At 46.4% G+C, this 16695-nt stretch carries 17 protein-coding genes; 16 read left to right on the plus strand and 1 reads right to left on the minus strand.

The window, feature by feature from the left end:
* On the minus strand, positions 1 to 605 hold a 605-nt coding region (locus tag HCZ42_RS17340), incomplete at its 3' end, for a RuBisCO large subunit C-terminal-like domain-containing protein (protein ID WP_254868986.1).
* A 466-nt stretch (positions 606 to 1071) separates the two neighbouring features.
* Between HCZ42_RS17340 and fba the strand changes: the two genes are divergently transcribed.
* The 16 genes from fba (at position 1072) to hypE (ending at position 16676) form a co-directional block, all read left to right on the plus strand.
* Positions 1072 to 2136, plus strand: a complete 1065-nt coding sequence (fba, locus tag HCZ42_RS17345; protein WP_167422030.1) for a class II fructose-bisphosphate aldolase — start codon at positions 1072 to 1074, stop codon at positions 2134 to 2136.
* 13 nt (positions 2137 to 2149) lie between these two features.
* Positions 2150 to 3076: a phosphoribulokinase gene (locus HCZ42_RS17350; RefSeq protein WP_167422031.1), complete on the plus strand. Its 927-nt coding sequence runs from the start codon at positions 2150 to 2152 to the stop codon at positions 3074 to 3076.
* Between the two features lie 10 nt (positions 3077 to 3086).
* Entirely contained in the window at positions 3087 to 4121 is a 1035-nt protein-coding gene (locus HCZ42_RS17355) for a class 1 fructose-bisphosphatase (RefSeq protein WP_167422032.1), read from the plus strand.
* A gap of 10 nt (positions 4122 to 4131) precedes the next feature.
* Positions 4132 to 4827, plus strand: coding sequence for a ribulose-phosphate 3-epimerase (rpe, locus tag HCZ42_RS17360; RefSeq protein WP_167422033.1), 696 nt, complete (start codon positions 4132 to 4134; stop codon positions 4825 to 4827).
* A 404-nt stretch (positions 4828 to 5231) separates the two neighbouring features.
* Positions 5232 to 7073, plus strand: coding sequence for an NAD(P)H-dependent oxidoreductase subunit E (locus tag HCZ42_RS17365; protein WP_167422034.1), 1842 nt, complete (start codon positions 5232 to 5234; stop codon positions 7071 to 7073).
* Entirely contained in the window at positions 7070 to 7774 is a 705-nt protein-coding gene (locus tag HCZ42_RS17370; protein WP_167422035.1) for a 2Fe-2S iron-sulfur cluster-binding protein, read from the plus strand. The genes HCZ42_RS17365 and HCZ42_RS17370 overlap by 4 nt, the downstream gene beginning before the upstream one ends.
* Positions 7771 to 8397 carry an NADP oxidoreductase gene (locus HCZ42_RS17375; protein WP_167422036.1) on the plus strand — a complete coding sequence of 209 codons (627 nt, stop codon included), beginning with the start codon at positions 7771 to 7773 and terminating at the stop codon, positions 8395 to 8397. The genes HCZ42_RS17370 and HCZ42_RS17375 overlap by 4 nt, the downstream gene beginning before the upstream one ends.
* A 20-nt stretch (positions 8398 to 8417) precedes the next feature.
* The gene (locus tag HCZ42_RS17380; RefSeq protein ID WP_167422037.1) at positions 8418 to 9884 is read left to right on the plus strand and encodes a Ni/Fe hydrogenase subunit alpha; all 1467 of its coding nucleotides are present in this window, start codon (positions 8418 to 8420) and stop codon (positions 9882 to 9884) included.
* The gene (locus HCZ42_RS17385) at positions 9868 to 10362 is read left to right on the plus strand and encodes a hydrogenase maturation protease (RefSeq protein WP_167422038.1); all 495 of its coding nucleotides are present in this window, start codon (positions 9868 to 9870) and stop codon (positions 10360 to 10362) included. The genes HCZ42_RS17380 and HCZ42_RS17385 overlap by 17 nt, the downstream gene beginning before the upstream one ends.
* Before the next feature lie 29 nt (positions 10363 to 10391).
* Positions 10392 to 10895 carry a Crp/Fnr family transcriptional regulator gene (locus HCZ42_RS17390; RefSeq protein ID WP_167422039.1) on the plus strand — a complete coding sequence of 168 codons (504 nt, stop codon included), beginning with the start codon at positions 10392 to 10394 and terminating at the stop codon, positions 10893 to 10895.
* A 392-nt stretch (positions 10896 to 11287) separates the two neighbouring features.
* Positions 11288 to 11629, plus strand: coding sequence for a hydrogenase maturation nickel metallochaperone HypA (gene hypA, locus HCZ42_RS17395; RefSeq protein WP_167422040.1), 342 nt, complete (start codon positions 11288 to 11290; stop codon positions 11627 to 11629).
* A complete protein-coding gene (gene hypB, locus HCZ42_RS17400; protein WP_254868987.1) occupies positions 11626 to 12537 on the plus strand; it encodes a hydrogenase nickel incorporation protein HypB in 912 nt (303 codons plus the stop codon). Before hypA ends, hypB begins: the two co-directional genes overlap by 4 nt.
* 21 nt (positions 12538 to 12558) lie before the next feature.
* Positions 12559 to 14052 carry a sigma-54-dependent transcriptional regulator gene (locus tag HCZ42_RS17405; RefSeq protein WP_167422041.1) on the plus strand — a complete coding sequence of 498 codons (1494 nt, stop codon included), beginning with the start codon at positions 12559 to 12561 and terminating at the stop codon, positions 14050 to 14052.
* 70 nt (positions 14053 to 14122) lie between these two features.
* Positions 14123 to 14395 (plus strand): HypC/HybG/HupF family hydrogenase formation chaperone, encoded by a 273-nt coding sequence (locus tag HCZ42_RS17410; RefSeq protein ID WP_167422042.1) that lies wholly within the window; start codon positions 14123 to 14125, stop codon positions 14393 to 14395.
* A gap of 19 nt (positions 14396 to 14414) precedes the next feature.
* The gene (gene hypD, locus HCZ42_RS17415) at positions 14415 to 15569 is read left to right on the plus strand and encodes a hydrogenase formation protein HypD (RefSeq protein WP_167422043.1); all 1155 of its coding nucleotides are present in this window, start codon (positions 14415 to 14417) and stop codon (positions 15567 to 15569) included.
* Between the two features lie 36 nt (positions 15570 to 15605).
* Positions 15606 to 16676 (plus strand): hydrogenase expression/formation protein HypE, encoded by a 1071-nt coding sequence (hypE, locus tag HCZ42_RS17420; RefSeq protein WP_167422044.1) that lies wholly within the window; start codon positions 15606 to 15608, stop codon positions 16674 to 16676.
* The last annotated feature ends 19 nt before the right edge of the window (positions 16677 to 16695 follow it).

Here is a 16695-nt window from a genome sequence, read left to right on the forward strand (position 1 = left end):
GGCTGTGAATTGACGTTTTCATCATCTTTTGTGAAATCTAAGCCTCCTCTTAACCCCTCGTAGCAGGCCCGGCCATAGTTTTTGGCAGACAAACCTAACTTGGGTTTGATGGTGCAACCAAGCAGAGCACGTCCATATTTATTCAGACGATCTCGTTCGACAAAAATACCGTTTGGTGGGCCACCACACGTTTTTACATACGCAATTGGGAAACGTACATCTTCTAGGCGTAACCCGCGTATCGCTTTAAAGCCAAATACGTTCCCTACGAGTGATGTCAGTACGTTAACGACCGAACCTTCCTCAAATAAATCGATTGGATAGGCGACAAATGCATAGAAGGCGGTGTCGTCACCGGGAACATCTTCAATGGCATATGCGCGGCCTTTGTAGTAATCCAAATCGGTTAATAGGTCGGTCCAGACTGTCGTCCAGGTCCCGGTTGAAGATTCCGCAGCGACAGCTGCTGCCGCTTCTTCTCTTGGAACGCCAGGTTGAGGACTTATTTTAAAGCACGCCAATAGATCGGTATCTGCGGGTACATAAGTCGGATCCCAGTAGGTCTCGCGATATTCCTTTACCCCTGCTTGGTAGTTCTTAGCCATAATCATTTCCTTCTCTGATGGTTGTTCATCAGCTCTAAGGTATGAGCGTGATGCGTGTATTAATTGTTGTATGGCAAAGAAATTAATAAAAATTGGAAACACTTATAGCTTCTATAAGAAAAAGTTTTTATTCATTTAATATAGCGAGTTATGCGATCTAACGTGTTGTTTTTCAATAGGTTAAATTAATTGTATTTTATTTTAACTGTTATTTATAAGTGACTGTTTATATGTGGAATTATTGTTATATAAGTTTTATTTATTCTCTGGGAAGTTAATTCTTATTGGCTTGTTTGGTCTCGGGATGGATTAATAAATGTTGTAAGAAAAGGAAATAACTACTCAGAAACAGTTTCTAATAATTTCTAATGATGAGTAGTCCATTTGGCGACAAACAAAATAAGGTAAGAACAAAATATATATGCGTTCGAATTCAATTATTTTGTCTTAGAACAAGGAGATAACTATGGCGTTAATTAGCCTTAGGCAATTGCTCGATCATGCAGCGGAATATAGTTATGGCGTGCCTGCATTTAATGTAAATAACATGGAGCAAGTTCATGCCATTATGCGTGCCGCTGAAACCTGTCACGCCCCGGTTATTTTGCAAGCATCTGCCGGAGCACGAAACTATGCAGGCAGTACATTTCTTCGTCATTTAATGTTGGCAGCAGTCGAGCAGTGGCCACAGATCCCGATTGTTGTTCACCAAGATCACGGTGCTTCACCAAGCGTATGTCTACAAGCGATTCAAAACGGATTTACGTCTGTGATGATGGACGGTTCGTTGCTCGAAGACATGAAAACACCTGCCTCTTATGAATACAACTGCGATGTCACGCGGAAAGTGGTTGAGATAGCCCATGCCGGAGGGGTTTCAGTGGAAGGTGAACTTGGTTGTCTTGGTTCACTCGAAAGTGGCACAGCGGGAGAAGAAGACGGTTCTGGCGCCGAAGGAGTACTGGACCGAGAGCAGTTGTTAACCGATCCCGAGCAGGCGGCGGAGTTCGTCTTACTAACAGGCGTTGACGCATTAGCGATCGCCATCGGTACTAGTCATGGAGCGTACAAATTTACTCGAGAGCCGACCGGAGACATTCTTGCGATAGACAGGGTCAAAGCGATTCACGCGCGTATTCCCAATACACACCTTGTGATGCACGGCTCCTCCTCTGTGCCTCAAGACTGGCTCGCGACGATCAATGAATTCGGTGGCGATATGGGACAAGCCTACGGCGTTCCCGTTGAAGAGATTGTCGAAGGGATTAAGCATGGCGTGAGGAAGGTGAATATTGACACCGACCTGCGTATGGCGAGTACAGGAGCGGTCAGAAAGTACCTGTATGAAAATCGACAACAGTTTGATCCACGCAAATTTTTGCAAGCGGCTACGGATGCAATGCAGGCTCTGTGTGTAGAGCGCTACGACGCTTTTGGCTGCACCGGTATGGCAGCGAAGATTACACCACTTAACCTTGAGTCAATGGCAGCACGTTACCAATCCGAAAAGCGAGCTACTGCGACAAGCTAAGGAGGTACCCATTATGTCTATTAAACACCCAATTCTTGCGGTAACCGGATCTTCTGGAGCGGGTACGTCAACAGTAAAAAATGCGATGGAACAGATTTTCCGCCGCAACCGCTATAAAGCGGTAATCATTGAAGGTGATAGTTATCATCGGTATGACCGTGCTGAGATGCGGGAACGCTTAGAGCATGCTCAGAAAGAGGGTAGCAACCTCAGCCACTTTGGGCCTGAAGGTAACCGTTTTGAAGAGCTCGAAAAAACGTTTAAAACCTATGGCGAAACAGGTACCGCTAAACATCGTTATTACATACACAACGAAGAAGAAGCCCACCAGTTCAACCAGAAGGTTGGTACGTTTACTCCGTGGGAACCGGTAGAGGAAGGCTCTGATCTGTTGTTTTACGAAGGACTGCATGGCGGTGTGGTAACAGAATCTTGCAATGTCGCGCGATATGTTGATTTGCTTATTGGTGTTGTCCCGATCGTGAATCTGGAATGGATTCAAAAAATTCATCGCGACACGAGTGTGCGAGGATACAGCCGCGAAGCGGTAACAGACATCATACTGCGCCGTATGCATGACTATATACATTACATTACGCCACAATTTTCCTGCACTGATATTAATTTCCAACGCGTCCCGATGGTCGATACTTCCAACCCGTTTATAGCCCGAGCGATTCCGACGTTGGATGAGAGCATGGTGGTGATCCGTTTTCGAGATCCTAAGAAAACGGGTGTCGACTTTCAGTACCTTTTAAACATGATCCATGGCTCGTTTATGTCACGACGTAACAATATCGTTGTCCCCGGGGGGAAAATGGGGCTAGCGATGGAGCTTATTATGCAGCCACTAATAGAGGACTTAGTATTCAATGGTTCTAATCGAGTAAGCGTCGAACCGAGTCATCAGCGTTTCCCCAATAACGAACCAAGAATATGAGGAAATTGTTATGAGAAAACGAATGACTTTTACCCGGTTTATCATTGAAGAACAACGCCGTATTCCTGAGTCTACGGGTGAATTTACGTTGCTGTTAAATGCGATTGTTACTGCATGTAAAGAGATTGCAGATGACGTGAATCGCGGTCAGTTGATCGATGTGCTCGGCAGCGCGGAGAGCGAAAATGTTCAAGGAGAGATGCAGAAGAAACTGGATGTCATCTCAAACGAGGTCATGTTGCGCTCGCTGGAGTGGTCAGGTCACTTAGCTGGGATGGTGTCTGAAGAAATGGAAGAGGTATACCAGATCCCAGGGCGATACCCAAAAGGAAAATATTTACTGGTATTTGACCCACTGGATGGCTCATCCAATACGGAGGTTAATGTTTCTATCGGAACGATCTTCTCTATTTTACGCTGTCCGGAAGGGGTGACTGAACCACAAGAGCAAGATTTTCTTCAACCCGGTGCGCGCCAGGTTTGCGCGGGCTATGTGCTTTATGGACCTGCGACGAATCTGGTCCTGACAGCCGGACATGGTGTAAATGGGTTTACGCTCGACCATGACGTAGGTGAGTTTATTCTGACCCACCCATCATTAACTATCGCTTCTAAAACCAGTGAGTTTGCCATCAACGCCTCTAACCATCGTCATTGGGATGCGACCATTAGGCGTTATATCGATGAACTGGTCGAAGGGGAAGCTGGCCCCAGAGGGCGTAACTTCAATACTCGTTGGATCGCTTCCATGGTTGCAGAAGTGCATCGAATTTTGATTCGAGGAGGGGTGTTTCTCTACCCTGCTGACAGACGTGAAAATGTGAAAAACGGTCGCTTACGTCTTCTTTACGAAGTCAATCCGATGAGTTTTATCGTTGAGCAAGCTGGCGGTGCGGCCACAAACGGTCGCGAACGTTTGCTCTCTATTAAGCCTGAATCGTTACATCAACGCGTTCCGGTCATCCTTGGAGCGAAAGAGGAAGTCGAACGGGTAATGCGTTATTACCGTGAGATGGAAGTTGAACTTACCACATCAGAAAAATAGGGAGAGAACAATGAAACCATGGATAGCCCCTTCCATTTTGTCCGCAGATTTTGCCCGCTTGGGAGAGGAAGTGCGAAACGTCATTGATGCAGGAGCGGATCTCATCCACTTCGATGTTATGGATAATCACTTTGTGCCTAATCTCACATTTGGTCCGGACGTTTGTCGCTCTTTGTATCTGCATCTACAAGAGTATGGAATTACAACGCCGTTAGATGTTCACCTTATGGTTGAACCGGTTGACCAGTTAGTTGAAAGCTTCGCTGAAGCTGGTGCGAAATGGATTACGGTTCATCAGGAAGCCTGCCCACACCTTGACCGCACATTGCAACTGATTCAGAGCTGCGGCTGTAAAGCTGGTGTTGCGCTCAACCCCGCCACGTCTCCCGAGACGATCAAGTATGTGATGGAGAAAGTGGATCTCGTTCTGGTTATGTCGGTCAACCCCGGTTTTGGTGGGCAAACGTTTATTGACTCTGCTTACGAGAAAATCGCGCAAATCAAACGAATGATCCAAGCATCAGGTAGAGACATCCGTTTAGAGGTGGATGGAGGGGTTAACGTCACAAATGTGGCTCGTTTGGCCAGCGCTGGTGCCGACTGTTTTGTTGCAGGCTCCGCCATTTTCAAAACACCTGATTATCGAGAGACATTAAGCGCATTTCGTGCGGCTATGGACTCTGCCATTTACCAAATCACTGAGTGAGTCTACGCCAAAAGTATACGTAAGCGTGGCGTCCAGTTGGTTTAAATAACTGGAAGCTAAATAACCAATTGCAACGTGAAAGTGGAAAGAAGTTAAGTACCCAGACATTGAAAAGCACCAAGGGCTTATCTCTATCCATATGAAAACAAATGAAATTAACATTTAATTAACGATTGGCGTGCCCTTTGCATAACCTTACATAAATTAGGGAAAGTCGAGAAAGTGCCCCTCCTTTCAGTTCAGTGGATGTGTTTCAGTGAGTGGAATTAAACATCAGGTTTGTTTGTGCCGCTGCCTTCAAAGCGAGACTGACCGAACTTCATAAGATGTGTGAATAACAATAAATACATTAGCTGGGATGCTGTGGACGTAGCGTAGGTAACAGGCAAACAAGGAGTACAAGAATGAGCAATGACGTATCTTCAATTCTAAACCAATATCAACATCGCCGAGATCGGCTGCTTGATATGTTATGGCAGGTTCAAAACCGAGACGGGTATATCTCACGACCAGCCACAGAAGCGTTAGCCGCAGGATTAAATCTATCTGTTTTGGATGTTCAGGAAACCCTGTCGTTTTACCACTTCTTCCACAGTCGTCCATCGGGTGAACATAAAATTTATCTTGCCGATACTGTGATCGCACGTATGAATGGATACGAAGCGGTCCGTGAAGCGTTGGAAGATGCGGTCGGTTGCCAATTTGGTCAGGTTTCAGTAGATGGTTGTTTTGGGCTTTTCGATACTCATTGTATTGGTTTGTCTGATCAAGAGCCTGCCATGCTGGTAGATGGTATTCCTTTTACACACCTTGATCCCGCTAAAGTTCGTCACGTTATTACAGCGTTAAAAAACGGCACTACGGCGCAAGCTCTAGCAAATCCACAACAGTTAGCGGAAGACTCGGTGGAGTACATTGACAACTTGGTGAAGACTCAGGTCTACCACGCGGGGCCAATTTTCTTCCAAGATGATTTTGATATTAAAGCCGTTGTGACGGATATTCTTGCCAAACGCCCTGAAGAGGTGGTTTATGCGACCAGTGCTTCTAAGTTACGTGGGCGTGGTGGTGCCGGATTCTCTGCCGGTTTGAAATGGCAGTTATGTCGTGATGCGCCAGGCAAACAAAAATACCTGATATGCAATGCGGACGAAGGGGAGCCGGGCACTTATAAGGATCGCGTGATCATGACAAAGAGTCCGGAGCAGGTGTTTGCAGGTATGATCATTGCGGCGTATGCCATTGGAGCCAAAGAAGGCATTTTTTATCTTCGTTCAGAGTACGCTTATCTAGTTCCATACCTTGAAGCTAAATTGACCGACCTGAGAAGCCAGCAATTGTTAGGTGAGCAAATACAAGGTAGAACGGACTTCAGTTTTGATATCCGCATTCAACTGGGGGCTGGTGCTTACATATGTGGCGATGAGTCAGCACTGATCGAATCTTGTGAAGGGAAGCGAGGGACGCCCCGAGTTAAACCTCCGTTCCCCGTTCAGCAGGGATATCTCAGTCAACCCACTGCGGTGAACAACGTAGAAACATTTGCCACTGTCGCGCGCATTATGCAAAAAGGAGCGAAATGGTATGAAGCGATGGGAACCTCGACTTCGGCGGGTACGCGCTTAATCAGTGTGGCTGGGGATGTTAAAAAACCAGGTATCTACGAGATTGAATGGGGTTCTACGCTCTCTGATGTATTGTCATTAGTGGGGGCTGAGAACGCCCACGCAGTGCAAATCAGTGGCCCTTCAGGAGAATGTGTATCGGTCTCTAAAGGGGCACAAAGGAAGTTTGATTACAGTGATTTGTCATGTAATGGCTCGGTCATGGTGTTTAACCAACAGCGGGATCTGCTGGCGATCGTACGCGATTTTATCCACTTCTTTATGGAAGAATCCTGTGGGATTTGTGTTCCTTGTCGCGCTGGCAATGTTGCACTCTACGACAAAATCAACCTGATTATGAACGGTCATGCTGTTGAGCAGGATTTGGATGAAATCATAGCGTGGTCAAACATTATACGTAGTACCAGTCGTTGTGGCCTTGGTACGACTTCTTCGAAACCGATTCTAACCACATTAAATCAATTCCCGGAAATCTATCAGAGCAAGCTGACTCAGCAACAAGGTCCTCTATTAGCATCGTTTGATCTCAATGCGGCGATGGAAGGGTTTGCTGTGGCATCCGAAGCTCTGATGCCGAAAACGACCAAAGCCGCTGCGGGTTCTCAGGAGGCAATCAAATGACAATCACATTAACCATTGATGGAAAGACAGTAACTGCCGAAGAAGGGCAGGGTTTGATAGATGTTGCCAATGACGCAGGAGTCTACATCCCGTCTCTCTGCTATCAGAGAGGGAAACCTTGTCTTGGTACTTGTCGTGTCTGTACTTGCAAAGTGAATGGTAACCCGGTGGCGTCATGCACGATTCCAGTACAGGATGGCATGGTCGTGGAAGTTGAGGAACCTGAAGTACGAGACATGCGTAAAGCGCTGATTGAGTTGTTGTTCGTGGAAGGTAAGCACAATTGCCCAAGCTGCGAAAAAAGCGGTCGGTGTGATCTTCAAGCCGTAGGCTACGAAACAGGAATGATGGTCTCTCGATTCCCTTATCGTTTCCCTATCACCGAGAACGATTATTGCTCAGATAAAATCTGGTTAGAGCGAGACCGCTGTATATTTTGTCAGCGTTGTGTCGAGTTTATTCGCGATGAGGAGACAGGGCAAAAAATATTCAATATCAGTGAACGCGGCGCGAAAGCTCGGATAGAAATCGATGTTGAGCTGGCGAATAAAATGAGTGATGAGCAGGCGAAAGCCGCCATGGACATTTGTCCGGTAGGTTGCATTCTGAAGAAAGCGGTGGGATTCGACGCACCAATTGGCAAGCGTAAATACGAGATTGAAACCGTTCGTGAACGCGCATTAAGAGGAGAGCACAAATGAGTACTAGTAATACCAATGTGATTTACTCCCATGAGTTGCCTAAAACACCACTCGATGCGAAAACCATCGCGCTACGAGAAGATAAAATCAAAGTGGCCATGATTGGACTATGTGGCTGCTGGGGCTGCACTTTGTCTTTCCTCGATATGGATGAGCGCATCCTCGGTTTGCTGGATAAGGTCACGATTACCCGTTCATCCATCACGGATGTAAAGCGTATACCGGAACGTTGTGTGATCGGGTTTGTCGAGGGAGGTGTTGCCAACGATGAGAATATTGAAACCTTAGAGCACTTTCGTGAGAACTGCGATATTTTGATATCAGTCGGTGCCTGCGCTGTATGGGGCGGTGTTCCGGCGATGCGCAACCAAGTCAGCTTAACGGAATGTTTAGACGAAGCTTATATATCTTCAACTACACGTCCGCCAGGTTCGGACAATGTCATTCCGCATATCGATGTTCCCCGTATAACAACCAAAGTATATCCCGCGCATCAAGTTGTGAAAATGGACTACTTCATACCGGGTTGTCCCCCTGATGGGGATGCCATTTTTAAAGTTTTGGATGATTTAGTGAATGGTCGCGAAATCGACTTGCCATCATCGATCAATCGGTATGATTAACAAAATGGAAGGTGATTCTCATGAGCAAAACATTGGTGATTGACCCCGTTACCCGTATAGAAGGGCACGGTAAGGTGACCCTCCAACTTGATGACAATAACAACGTGGTGGATGCCAAACTGCAAGTTGTCGAGTTTAGGGGGTTTGAACGATTCATCCAAGGTCACCCCTATTGGGAAGCCCCAATGCTGCTTCAGCGCATCTGCGGCATTTGTTTTGTGAGCCACCATTTGTGTGGCGCGAAAGCACTCGATGATATGGTTGGCGTGGGGTTGAAAGACGGAATTCAAATGTTACCCACACCGGAAAAAATGCGTCGTTTAGGGCATTACGCTCAGCAATTGCAATCGCATGTGACGGCCTATTTTTATCTGATCGCGCCTGAAATGGTGTTCGGAATTGAAGAGGCTCCGGAAAAACGTAATATCTTGGGGCTTGCTGAAGCAAATCCTGAGCTTGTCAAAAGAGTGATTGAGCTACGTCGCTGGGGGCAGGAACTTATTCAAGCAGTACTGGGTAAACGGATGCACGGTATCAGTTCTGTTCCGGGCGGAGTAAACAGCAATTTATCTGAAGAACAACGAGATTATTTTCTTAAGGGTGGCAAAGATACGCTTTCGATCGATCAAGTGATTGACTATGCGCAAGATGCTCTAAATCTTTTCTATGACTATCACGAGAAACATCAAGAAGAGATTGACGGCTTTGGTGTCGTGGAAGCACTGGATATGTGTCTTGTCGATGAAAACGGTGACGTTGACTACTATCACGGCACATTAAAAGTCATAGATAAAGATAAGAATGTCGTTCTGGAAACGGATTATCACAACTACCTTGATCACTTCTCCGAAGCGACAGAGCCCTGGAGCTATATGAAATTTCCTTACCTTAAAGCGCTGGGTAGAGAAGCTGGCTCTGTACGGGTTGGGCCACTGGCAAGGGTGAACGTGACACGCCGATATCATACGCCGTTAGCTCAGAAGGCCCTCGAACGTTTCCATAATTACACTCAGGGTAAAGCGAATAATATGACGTTGCATACCAACTGGGCGAGGGCGATCGAAATTCTTCATTCTGCAGAGCTGATTAAAGAACTGTTAAACGATCCAGACCTACAAGGTGAGCAACTGATTATCACTCCTGAAAAAGGCGCTTGGACGGGAGAGGGAATCGGTGTGGTCGAAGCACCTCGTGGAACGCTACTCCACCATTACCGTGCTGATGAAGCCGGTAATATGACGTTTGCCAACCTGATTGTCTCCACGACGCAAAATAACACGGTGATCAATCGTACCGTACAGGCAGTGGCACAGGACTGGATTTCAGGCAAAGCTGAAATTACCGAAGGCATGATGAATGCACTTGAAGTGGGGATTAGAGCTTACGACCCTTGTCTAAGTTGTGCAACTCACGCTATGGGACAAATGCCACTAAAAGTCTCGCTTATTGATAAATCAGGAAGGTTATTGGATGAAAAATACAGATAGTCCGATATCGCTGAACTCGTTCGATCTGATATATGGAATAGGCAATGTTGGTCGGCAAGATGATGGTCTGGGGTGGGCTTTTATTGATGACATTGAGGCGCTTTCCGACCTAGATGCTACTTTAATACGCCACTATCAGCTCTTTTTTGAAGATGTGGATTTACTGCGGCGCCATAAAAGAGTGCTGTTTGTCGATGCTACAAAAGATTCTGGTACGGAGAGTTTCTCCCTATCGAGAGTTAAGCCAAGACTCGATGATTCATTTACTTCGCATGCCATCACAGTTCAGACGATTTTAGCTTTATGCCATCAGGTGTATCAGGTGTATCCGGATGTCTGGTTGTTAGCCATAAAAGGTGATGAATGGGAGCTTAAACTCGGTCTGACTGATTGCTCACGGCAACGGTTAAATCACGCAGTCAATCAAGTCATGACCGCGGGGGTTTATCCTTGCAGTCCGGCATTGGCTCACATGTAGGTTTTATCAAAAAATCAAGGAGTGAAGGAATGAACAAACCCCAAGCAGAGCAAGTCGTGAAGCAGATACTCCAAGCGCCAATAGGCTCTTACATTGGAGAAGAGGGAGCACAAGTGCTCGCTCAGCGAGCGGCCAGAATTGAGAAGTTGAAAGATGGTGAGTTTTTATATCGTCAGGGAGACGCAGCAAACAGCTTTTACATGGTCACCTCTGGACGACTTGGTTTGATCAGAGAGAATCAGAAAACAGGTAAAGGTACATTATTACATGTACTGGAAGAGGGGGATTTGACTGGCGAGCTGAGCTTTATTGATGGTGAACCAAGAAGTCTGTCTGTAGAGGCGTTTGGCGATGCATCTGTGCTGTGTTTTGACCGACAGGATATCGAACCATTGATTGATGAGTATCCAAAAGTGATTTTCAACTTTATGCGGGCGGTTGTGAAGCGCGTCCATCATACGGTGTCAGCAATCGGTCAGCAGCAATCGGAACTGTCGCACTATATTGCCACAGGTGGTCGAGGTCGTTCGTAGTCGAGTTGAGCAAAACCCACAGGTTACGCTAAGCTTCTGCGTCTTTTCAAATTAGCGAGAAAGGTCTAGCCAGTAGCTGGACCTTTTTTCAACCCGTAGCATATATACCTATGCCGTCCTTCCCCAACTGAACGCTATCTATCCAGTTTTAACTATAATTGGATAGATACTTTCCAGTCACAGACGAAACGCTTGTCGGACAGATATTGAATTAACTCGTCATACAATTGTTAACTGTATGTTATGTAAAGGTTAGTAATTAACATGTTGTTTGTGCGTCTAAATGGCATGTTCTTTGTACCAGTTACTGCTGAATTGCTGTCTTGTTATCGAATCAAATCCTTTAACGGCATCAAATAGTGACACTGCTGTTCTAACCAAAAGGTGTAATTATGCATGAAATGTCCATTTGCGAGAGCATTATCCAGACGTTAGAACAGCATGCTCATGATCAAACATTTACGACAGTGAAAACCATTTGGCTGGAGATTGGTCAGTTATCTAGTGTTGAAATCGATGCGTTAACGTTTTGTTTTGACGTCGTTTCTAATGACACTATTGCCCAAGGTGCCAAACTAGTGATCGAACAAATTGATGGAAGTGCGTGGTGTGAGTCGTGTCAAAGGACTGTGCGAATAGATGCTCGGTATGCGCCTTGTGAGTTTTGCGGTTCTGTTGGTTTACCGATAACTGGCGGTGATGAAATGCGAATTAGAGAAGTCGAGGTGAAATGATGTGTACTGTATGTGGATGCTCCGAAGGTGATGTGGCAATTGAGAAGACAGTCGGCGAGGATACTCAGTCGTCATCTCCACATAAACATCATCACTCCCACCACGATGAGAAGCCGCATGATCATGGTTATGACATTCACTTTGGTCAAGGCCCGGCTGGTTCGCATGTAGCAGGGCTCAGTCAGTCGAGAATGGTACAAATTGAGCAAGATATTCTCGGGAAAAACAATCAATTTGCCGCGGCAAATCGACGTCTGTTCGCGCAGAAGAGCCAGTTTGTTCTTAACTTGGTCTCCAGCCCTGGTTCGGGAAAAACCAGTTTACTTACAGCAACGCTAGAGAATATCGCCTCTCTCATTCCTACGGCGGTTATTGAAGGTGATCAGCAAACAACAAATGACGCAGAACGTATTCGCTCAACTGGCGTCAAAGCGGTTCAGGTGAATACTGGTAAAGGTTGTCACTTAGACGCGCACATGGTCGGTCATGCGTTGGAAACGCTCAAGCAACCGGATTACAGCGTACTCTTTATTGAAAACGTTGGGAATCTTGTTTGTCCAGCGGCTTTCGATTTAGGCGAAGCACATAAAGTCACCATCCTTTCTATCACGGAAGGAGAGGATAAACCGCTCAAATACCCCGATATGTTTGCTGCCTCTGATCTCATATTGATCAATAAGATTGATCTACTTCCGCACCTTAATTTTGATCTCGATGCATGTCTGCAGTGCATCAAGAAGGTCAACCCTAACGCGGACATTATCCAAGTATCTGCAACGTCGGGAGCGGGTATGGATGGTTGGTTAGACTGGATTCACCAACGTAGGAATGCCCTATTAATGGCGCGTAAAGAAGTGCTCACTAAACAACTCGAGCAACTTGAGTATCAATTGCGATCGCAACATTGATTTGGAAGGCGAGGGAGAGACATGGAGGAAATAAATCATACACGTGACAGTGAACATCATACGCGGACTGAGCGTCCTGTCGTGTTGTTGGTCGATGACGAGCGTCTGTCTTTGCAAGCACTCAAAAGAAATCTTAAGGATGAGTTTGCCATCATCACCGCAGAGAGTGTTGAGGAAGCGGAACAAGTATTAGTTGAAATGCCTGTGCAAGTCGTCTTGGCTGATCAAAGAATGCCGGATACCAGTGGAAGTGAGTTTCTTACTCGGGTGAGAGAAAAATGGCCGGATGTTGTGCGTTTGATGATTTCTGCTTATACAGACCCGAGTGATCTCATTCAAAGTATCAATGAAGCGGGCATTTATCAGTTTATTCCCAAGCCTTGGCAACCTGAACAGTTACTACTTTCAGTGAGAAATGCCTGCTGGCTTTATGCTCTGGAAAAAGAAAACTCACTATTAAATCTCGAGTTGCGTCGCTCACTCGATTCAGCCCATAAAGTCACACGTGAAAAGCGGCAGAAACTTAAACGACACCATAGTTTTGAACAAATTGTCTGTGCACCTGATAGCCCGATGATGGCAATTTTCGATCAGGTAGAACAAGTCGCCCCGTTTGATATCCCCGTTCTCATTACCGGAGAGTCCGGAACCGGCAAAGAGTTGATTACGCGTTGCCTTCATTATGCAAGTCACCGTTCTGATCGCCCGTTTCTCACCGAAAACTGTGGGGCGATGCCAGTTCAATTGTTAGAAAGTGAGCTTTTTGGTCACACGAAAGGCGCATTTACTGGGGCGGCATCGGAACGTACTGGGTTACTTGAACAAGCGAATGGTGGCTCCGTGTTATTAGACGAGATAGGTGATACGTCTTTGGAGTTCCAAGTCAAATTGCTGCGATTTTTGCAGGAAGGAGAGTTAAGACCTCTCGGAAGCAATCGCAGTAGGCATGTGAATGTACGTGTTATTTCAGCGACCAATCGAAATCTTAAGAAAGATGTCAAAGAAGGGCGCTTTAGAGAAGACCTTTACTACCGACTCGCTGCGATGCCAATTCATATTCCGCCGTTAAGGGATAGGCCGATGGATATTGCGGTCATCGCAGACGCTGTGCTGCGTAGGACCATGAAAACATATAAGAAGTCGGTGAAAGGCTTTACGGAACAGGCAATAGAATGCATGACGGAGTACCACTGGCCCGGCAATGTACGTGAGCTAGAGAATGAAGTGAGACGTACGTTGGTATTAGCAAAAACTGACTATTTAGATGCGGACTTGTTATCTCCGCACGTTGTACAAGGCGACCGAAATATTGAATCAGATGAGCAGCCATCAGTAGGGATGGAAGGCAGTCTCAAAGACCGAGTTGAAATGCTGGAAGCGAAAATCTTACGTGAAACATTGATAAGGCTTAAATGGAACAAAAGTCAGGCGGCACTAGAGCTTGGATTGTCGCGGGTTGGTCTGAGAGCGAAGTTAGAAAGGTATGGTTTGGAGCCAAATAAACTCAGTAGTTAATTGTTCATAGGTACATTGGCGGTTGTTGATATTCAGTGATCACTAGCGTGCATGTTAAGGAGAAATGAGTATGTGTCTTGGAATTCCGGGGCAAATTGTCGCCATTGTGGATGAGCAAAATTGCGTCGCTACTGTTGATATATCAGGCGTCGAGCGCCCAGTAAATATTGCCTGCGTTGTCGATGATACTCACTCCTTAGCCAACTATATAGGCAGTTGGGTTTTGGTTCATGTGGGGTTCGCGATGAGCATCATTGATGAAATAGAAGCGCAGAAGACTTTGTCGCTGCTTGCGGAACTTGGTGAACTAGAACAAGAAATGAAGGTAATGCAGCAGAACTGATTGCCTGTGGAGATGTGATATGAAGTATGTCGACGAGTTCCGTGACCCAGAAAAAGCCAAAGCGCTTATTGACGCTATACATGCCAAAGTGAGTGAGATCGAGCGCCGTGTCCTTGCTGAGGGAAGAACGTTTAAGCCTCTGCAGTTGATGGAGTTTTGTGGTGGCCACACTCATACCTTATTCAAATACGGTATCGAATCGTTGCTACCGGATGGAATAGAAATGGTGCATGGACCTGGATGTCCTGTGTGTGTCTTGCCGATGGGGCGAGTTGATGATTGTATAAACATTGCAAGTTTGCCAAACGTCATATTGACCACCTTTGGGGATGCGATGCGCGTACCAGGCTCCAAAGGGAGCTTACTTGATGCCAAAACGGCAGGCTACGATATTCGCATGGTCTACTCGCCATTAGATGCTCTGGCACTGGCCAAACAAAATCCAACACGTGAAGTGGTTTTCTTTGCACTTGGCTTTGAAACGACGATGCCTAGCACGGCATTGACTGTCAAGCAGGCACAACGTGAAGGTATCACTAACTTTTCTCTGTTTTGTAATCACATAACGACCGCACCAACCATTGAGGCGGTATTGAATGAACCCGGTTTACATTTAGACGGTTTTCTCGCTCCCGGTCATGTCAGCATGGTACTTGGCACTGAGCCATTCCAGTTCATCGCTCGGGATTACGGTAAACCGATTGTTATTACTGGGTTTGAACCGCTTGATGTTCTCCAATCTCTGCTTATGACCGTAACGCAAATTGCTGAAGGTCGGTGTGAAGTGGAAAACCAATATAGCCGAGTTGTGCAGGACGCCGGAAATTATTCAGGGCTTGCTGCAATGGCAGATGTCTATCAAGCCTGCAATGTTACCGAGTTGAGAGGGCTAGGTGAAATTGGTGAAGCCGGTGTCAGAGTGAGTGATAAATACGCTCAGTGGGATGCAGAGCGCAAGTTTTCACTCGTGCATAAAAAGGTCATGGAACCAGAAGCTTGTCAGTGTGGAGAAGTCATCAAGGGATTAATAAAACCATGGCAGTGCAAGCTGTATGGAAAAAACTGTACACCGCAACATCCGATAGGCGCATTGATGGTTTCTTCAGAAGGAGCATGCGCGGCGTATTTCAATCATGGTTTTAGAGTTCCGGACGACAGTAGTGCAGTGAAGTGATATTCACTGACTGTCGAATAGGTATGTGAGGTAAAGATGAAACAGGAACAAGGTTCAGTGGATGATACGCAGTTTTCAGACATGATCACGCTGTCTCATGGTAGTGGTGGTAAAGCGATGCGGGAGTTAGTGGAGCAAGAGATCGTTGCGGCTTTCGAAAATCCATTATTGACACCGCTGGAAGACCAAGCGCGTATTCCATTGAATTTGCTAACCGATTTTGGTGACAGGCTCGCGTTTACCACCGACTCTTTTGTTGTTGATCCTCTCTTTTTCCCCGGTGGAGACATTGGCTCCCTAGCGGTGAATGGAACGGTCAATGACTTGGCTATGGGAGGCGCTCAACCTCTGTATCTGACCTGTGGCTTTATTATTGAGGAAGGCCTGTCTTTAGAAACCTTTCGCCAGATTGTTGCGAGTATGCGGCGAGCAGCAGATAAGGCCAACGTTGCGATTGTCAGCGGTGACACGAAAGTCGTGCATCGCGGTGCAGCAGATAAGATTTTTATTAATACCAGTGGCGTTGGCGTTATCCCGCGCGATGTAGACATTAGGGCAAACCGTGCTGAACCCGGGGATGTGGTCATCGTTAATGGTTGGGTCGGAGATCACGGTGCGGCGATCGTGACGGCAAGAAATGAGCTGGACGTTAAAGCCTCAATTGCCTCTGATTGTCGTCCACTCACTCTGGAAGTACAGGCTCTACAGAAAGTGTGCCCGGATATCCACTGTTTGCGAGATGCGACAAGAGGTGGTTTGGTGACGGTGCTGAATGAATTTGCTCAAAGTAGCCAGGTGCGAGTTGTCCTTGAGCAGTCGTCCATTCCGGTTCGCCCAGAAGTGAGAGGGTTGTGTGAATTGCTTGGGTTTGACCCTTTGTATCTTGCTAACGAAGGAAAGTTTGTGGCGATTGTGCCAAAGGTTTACGCCAACGACTGCTTAGCGGTACTTAAGCGCATAGAGGGTGCCGAGCATGCGGCAATCATCGGCAAAATTGAGGATGTTGATCAAAAACACCCCAAACCTGTAGTGACAATGAAAACCCCCTTTGGCAGTGAACGGATGCTCGATATGTTGATTGGTGACCAGCTTCCAAGGATTTGCTGAGTGCAGGTTGGCTCAATCG

Origin of the sequence: Vibrio hepatarius (genome assembly GCF_011806575.1) — a bacterium.
In the GTDB taxonomy this organism is placed as follows: domain Bacteria; phylum Pseudomonadota; class Gammaproteobacteria; order Enterobacterales; family Vibrionaceae; genus Vibrio; species Vibrio hepatarius_A.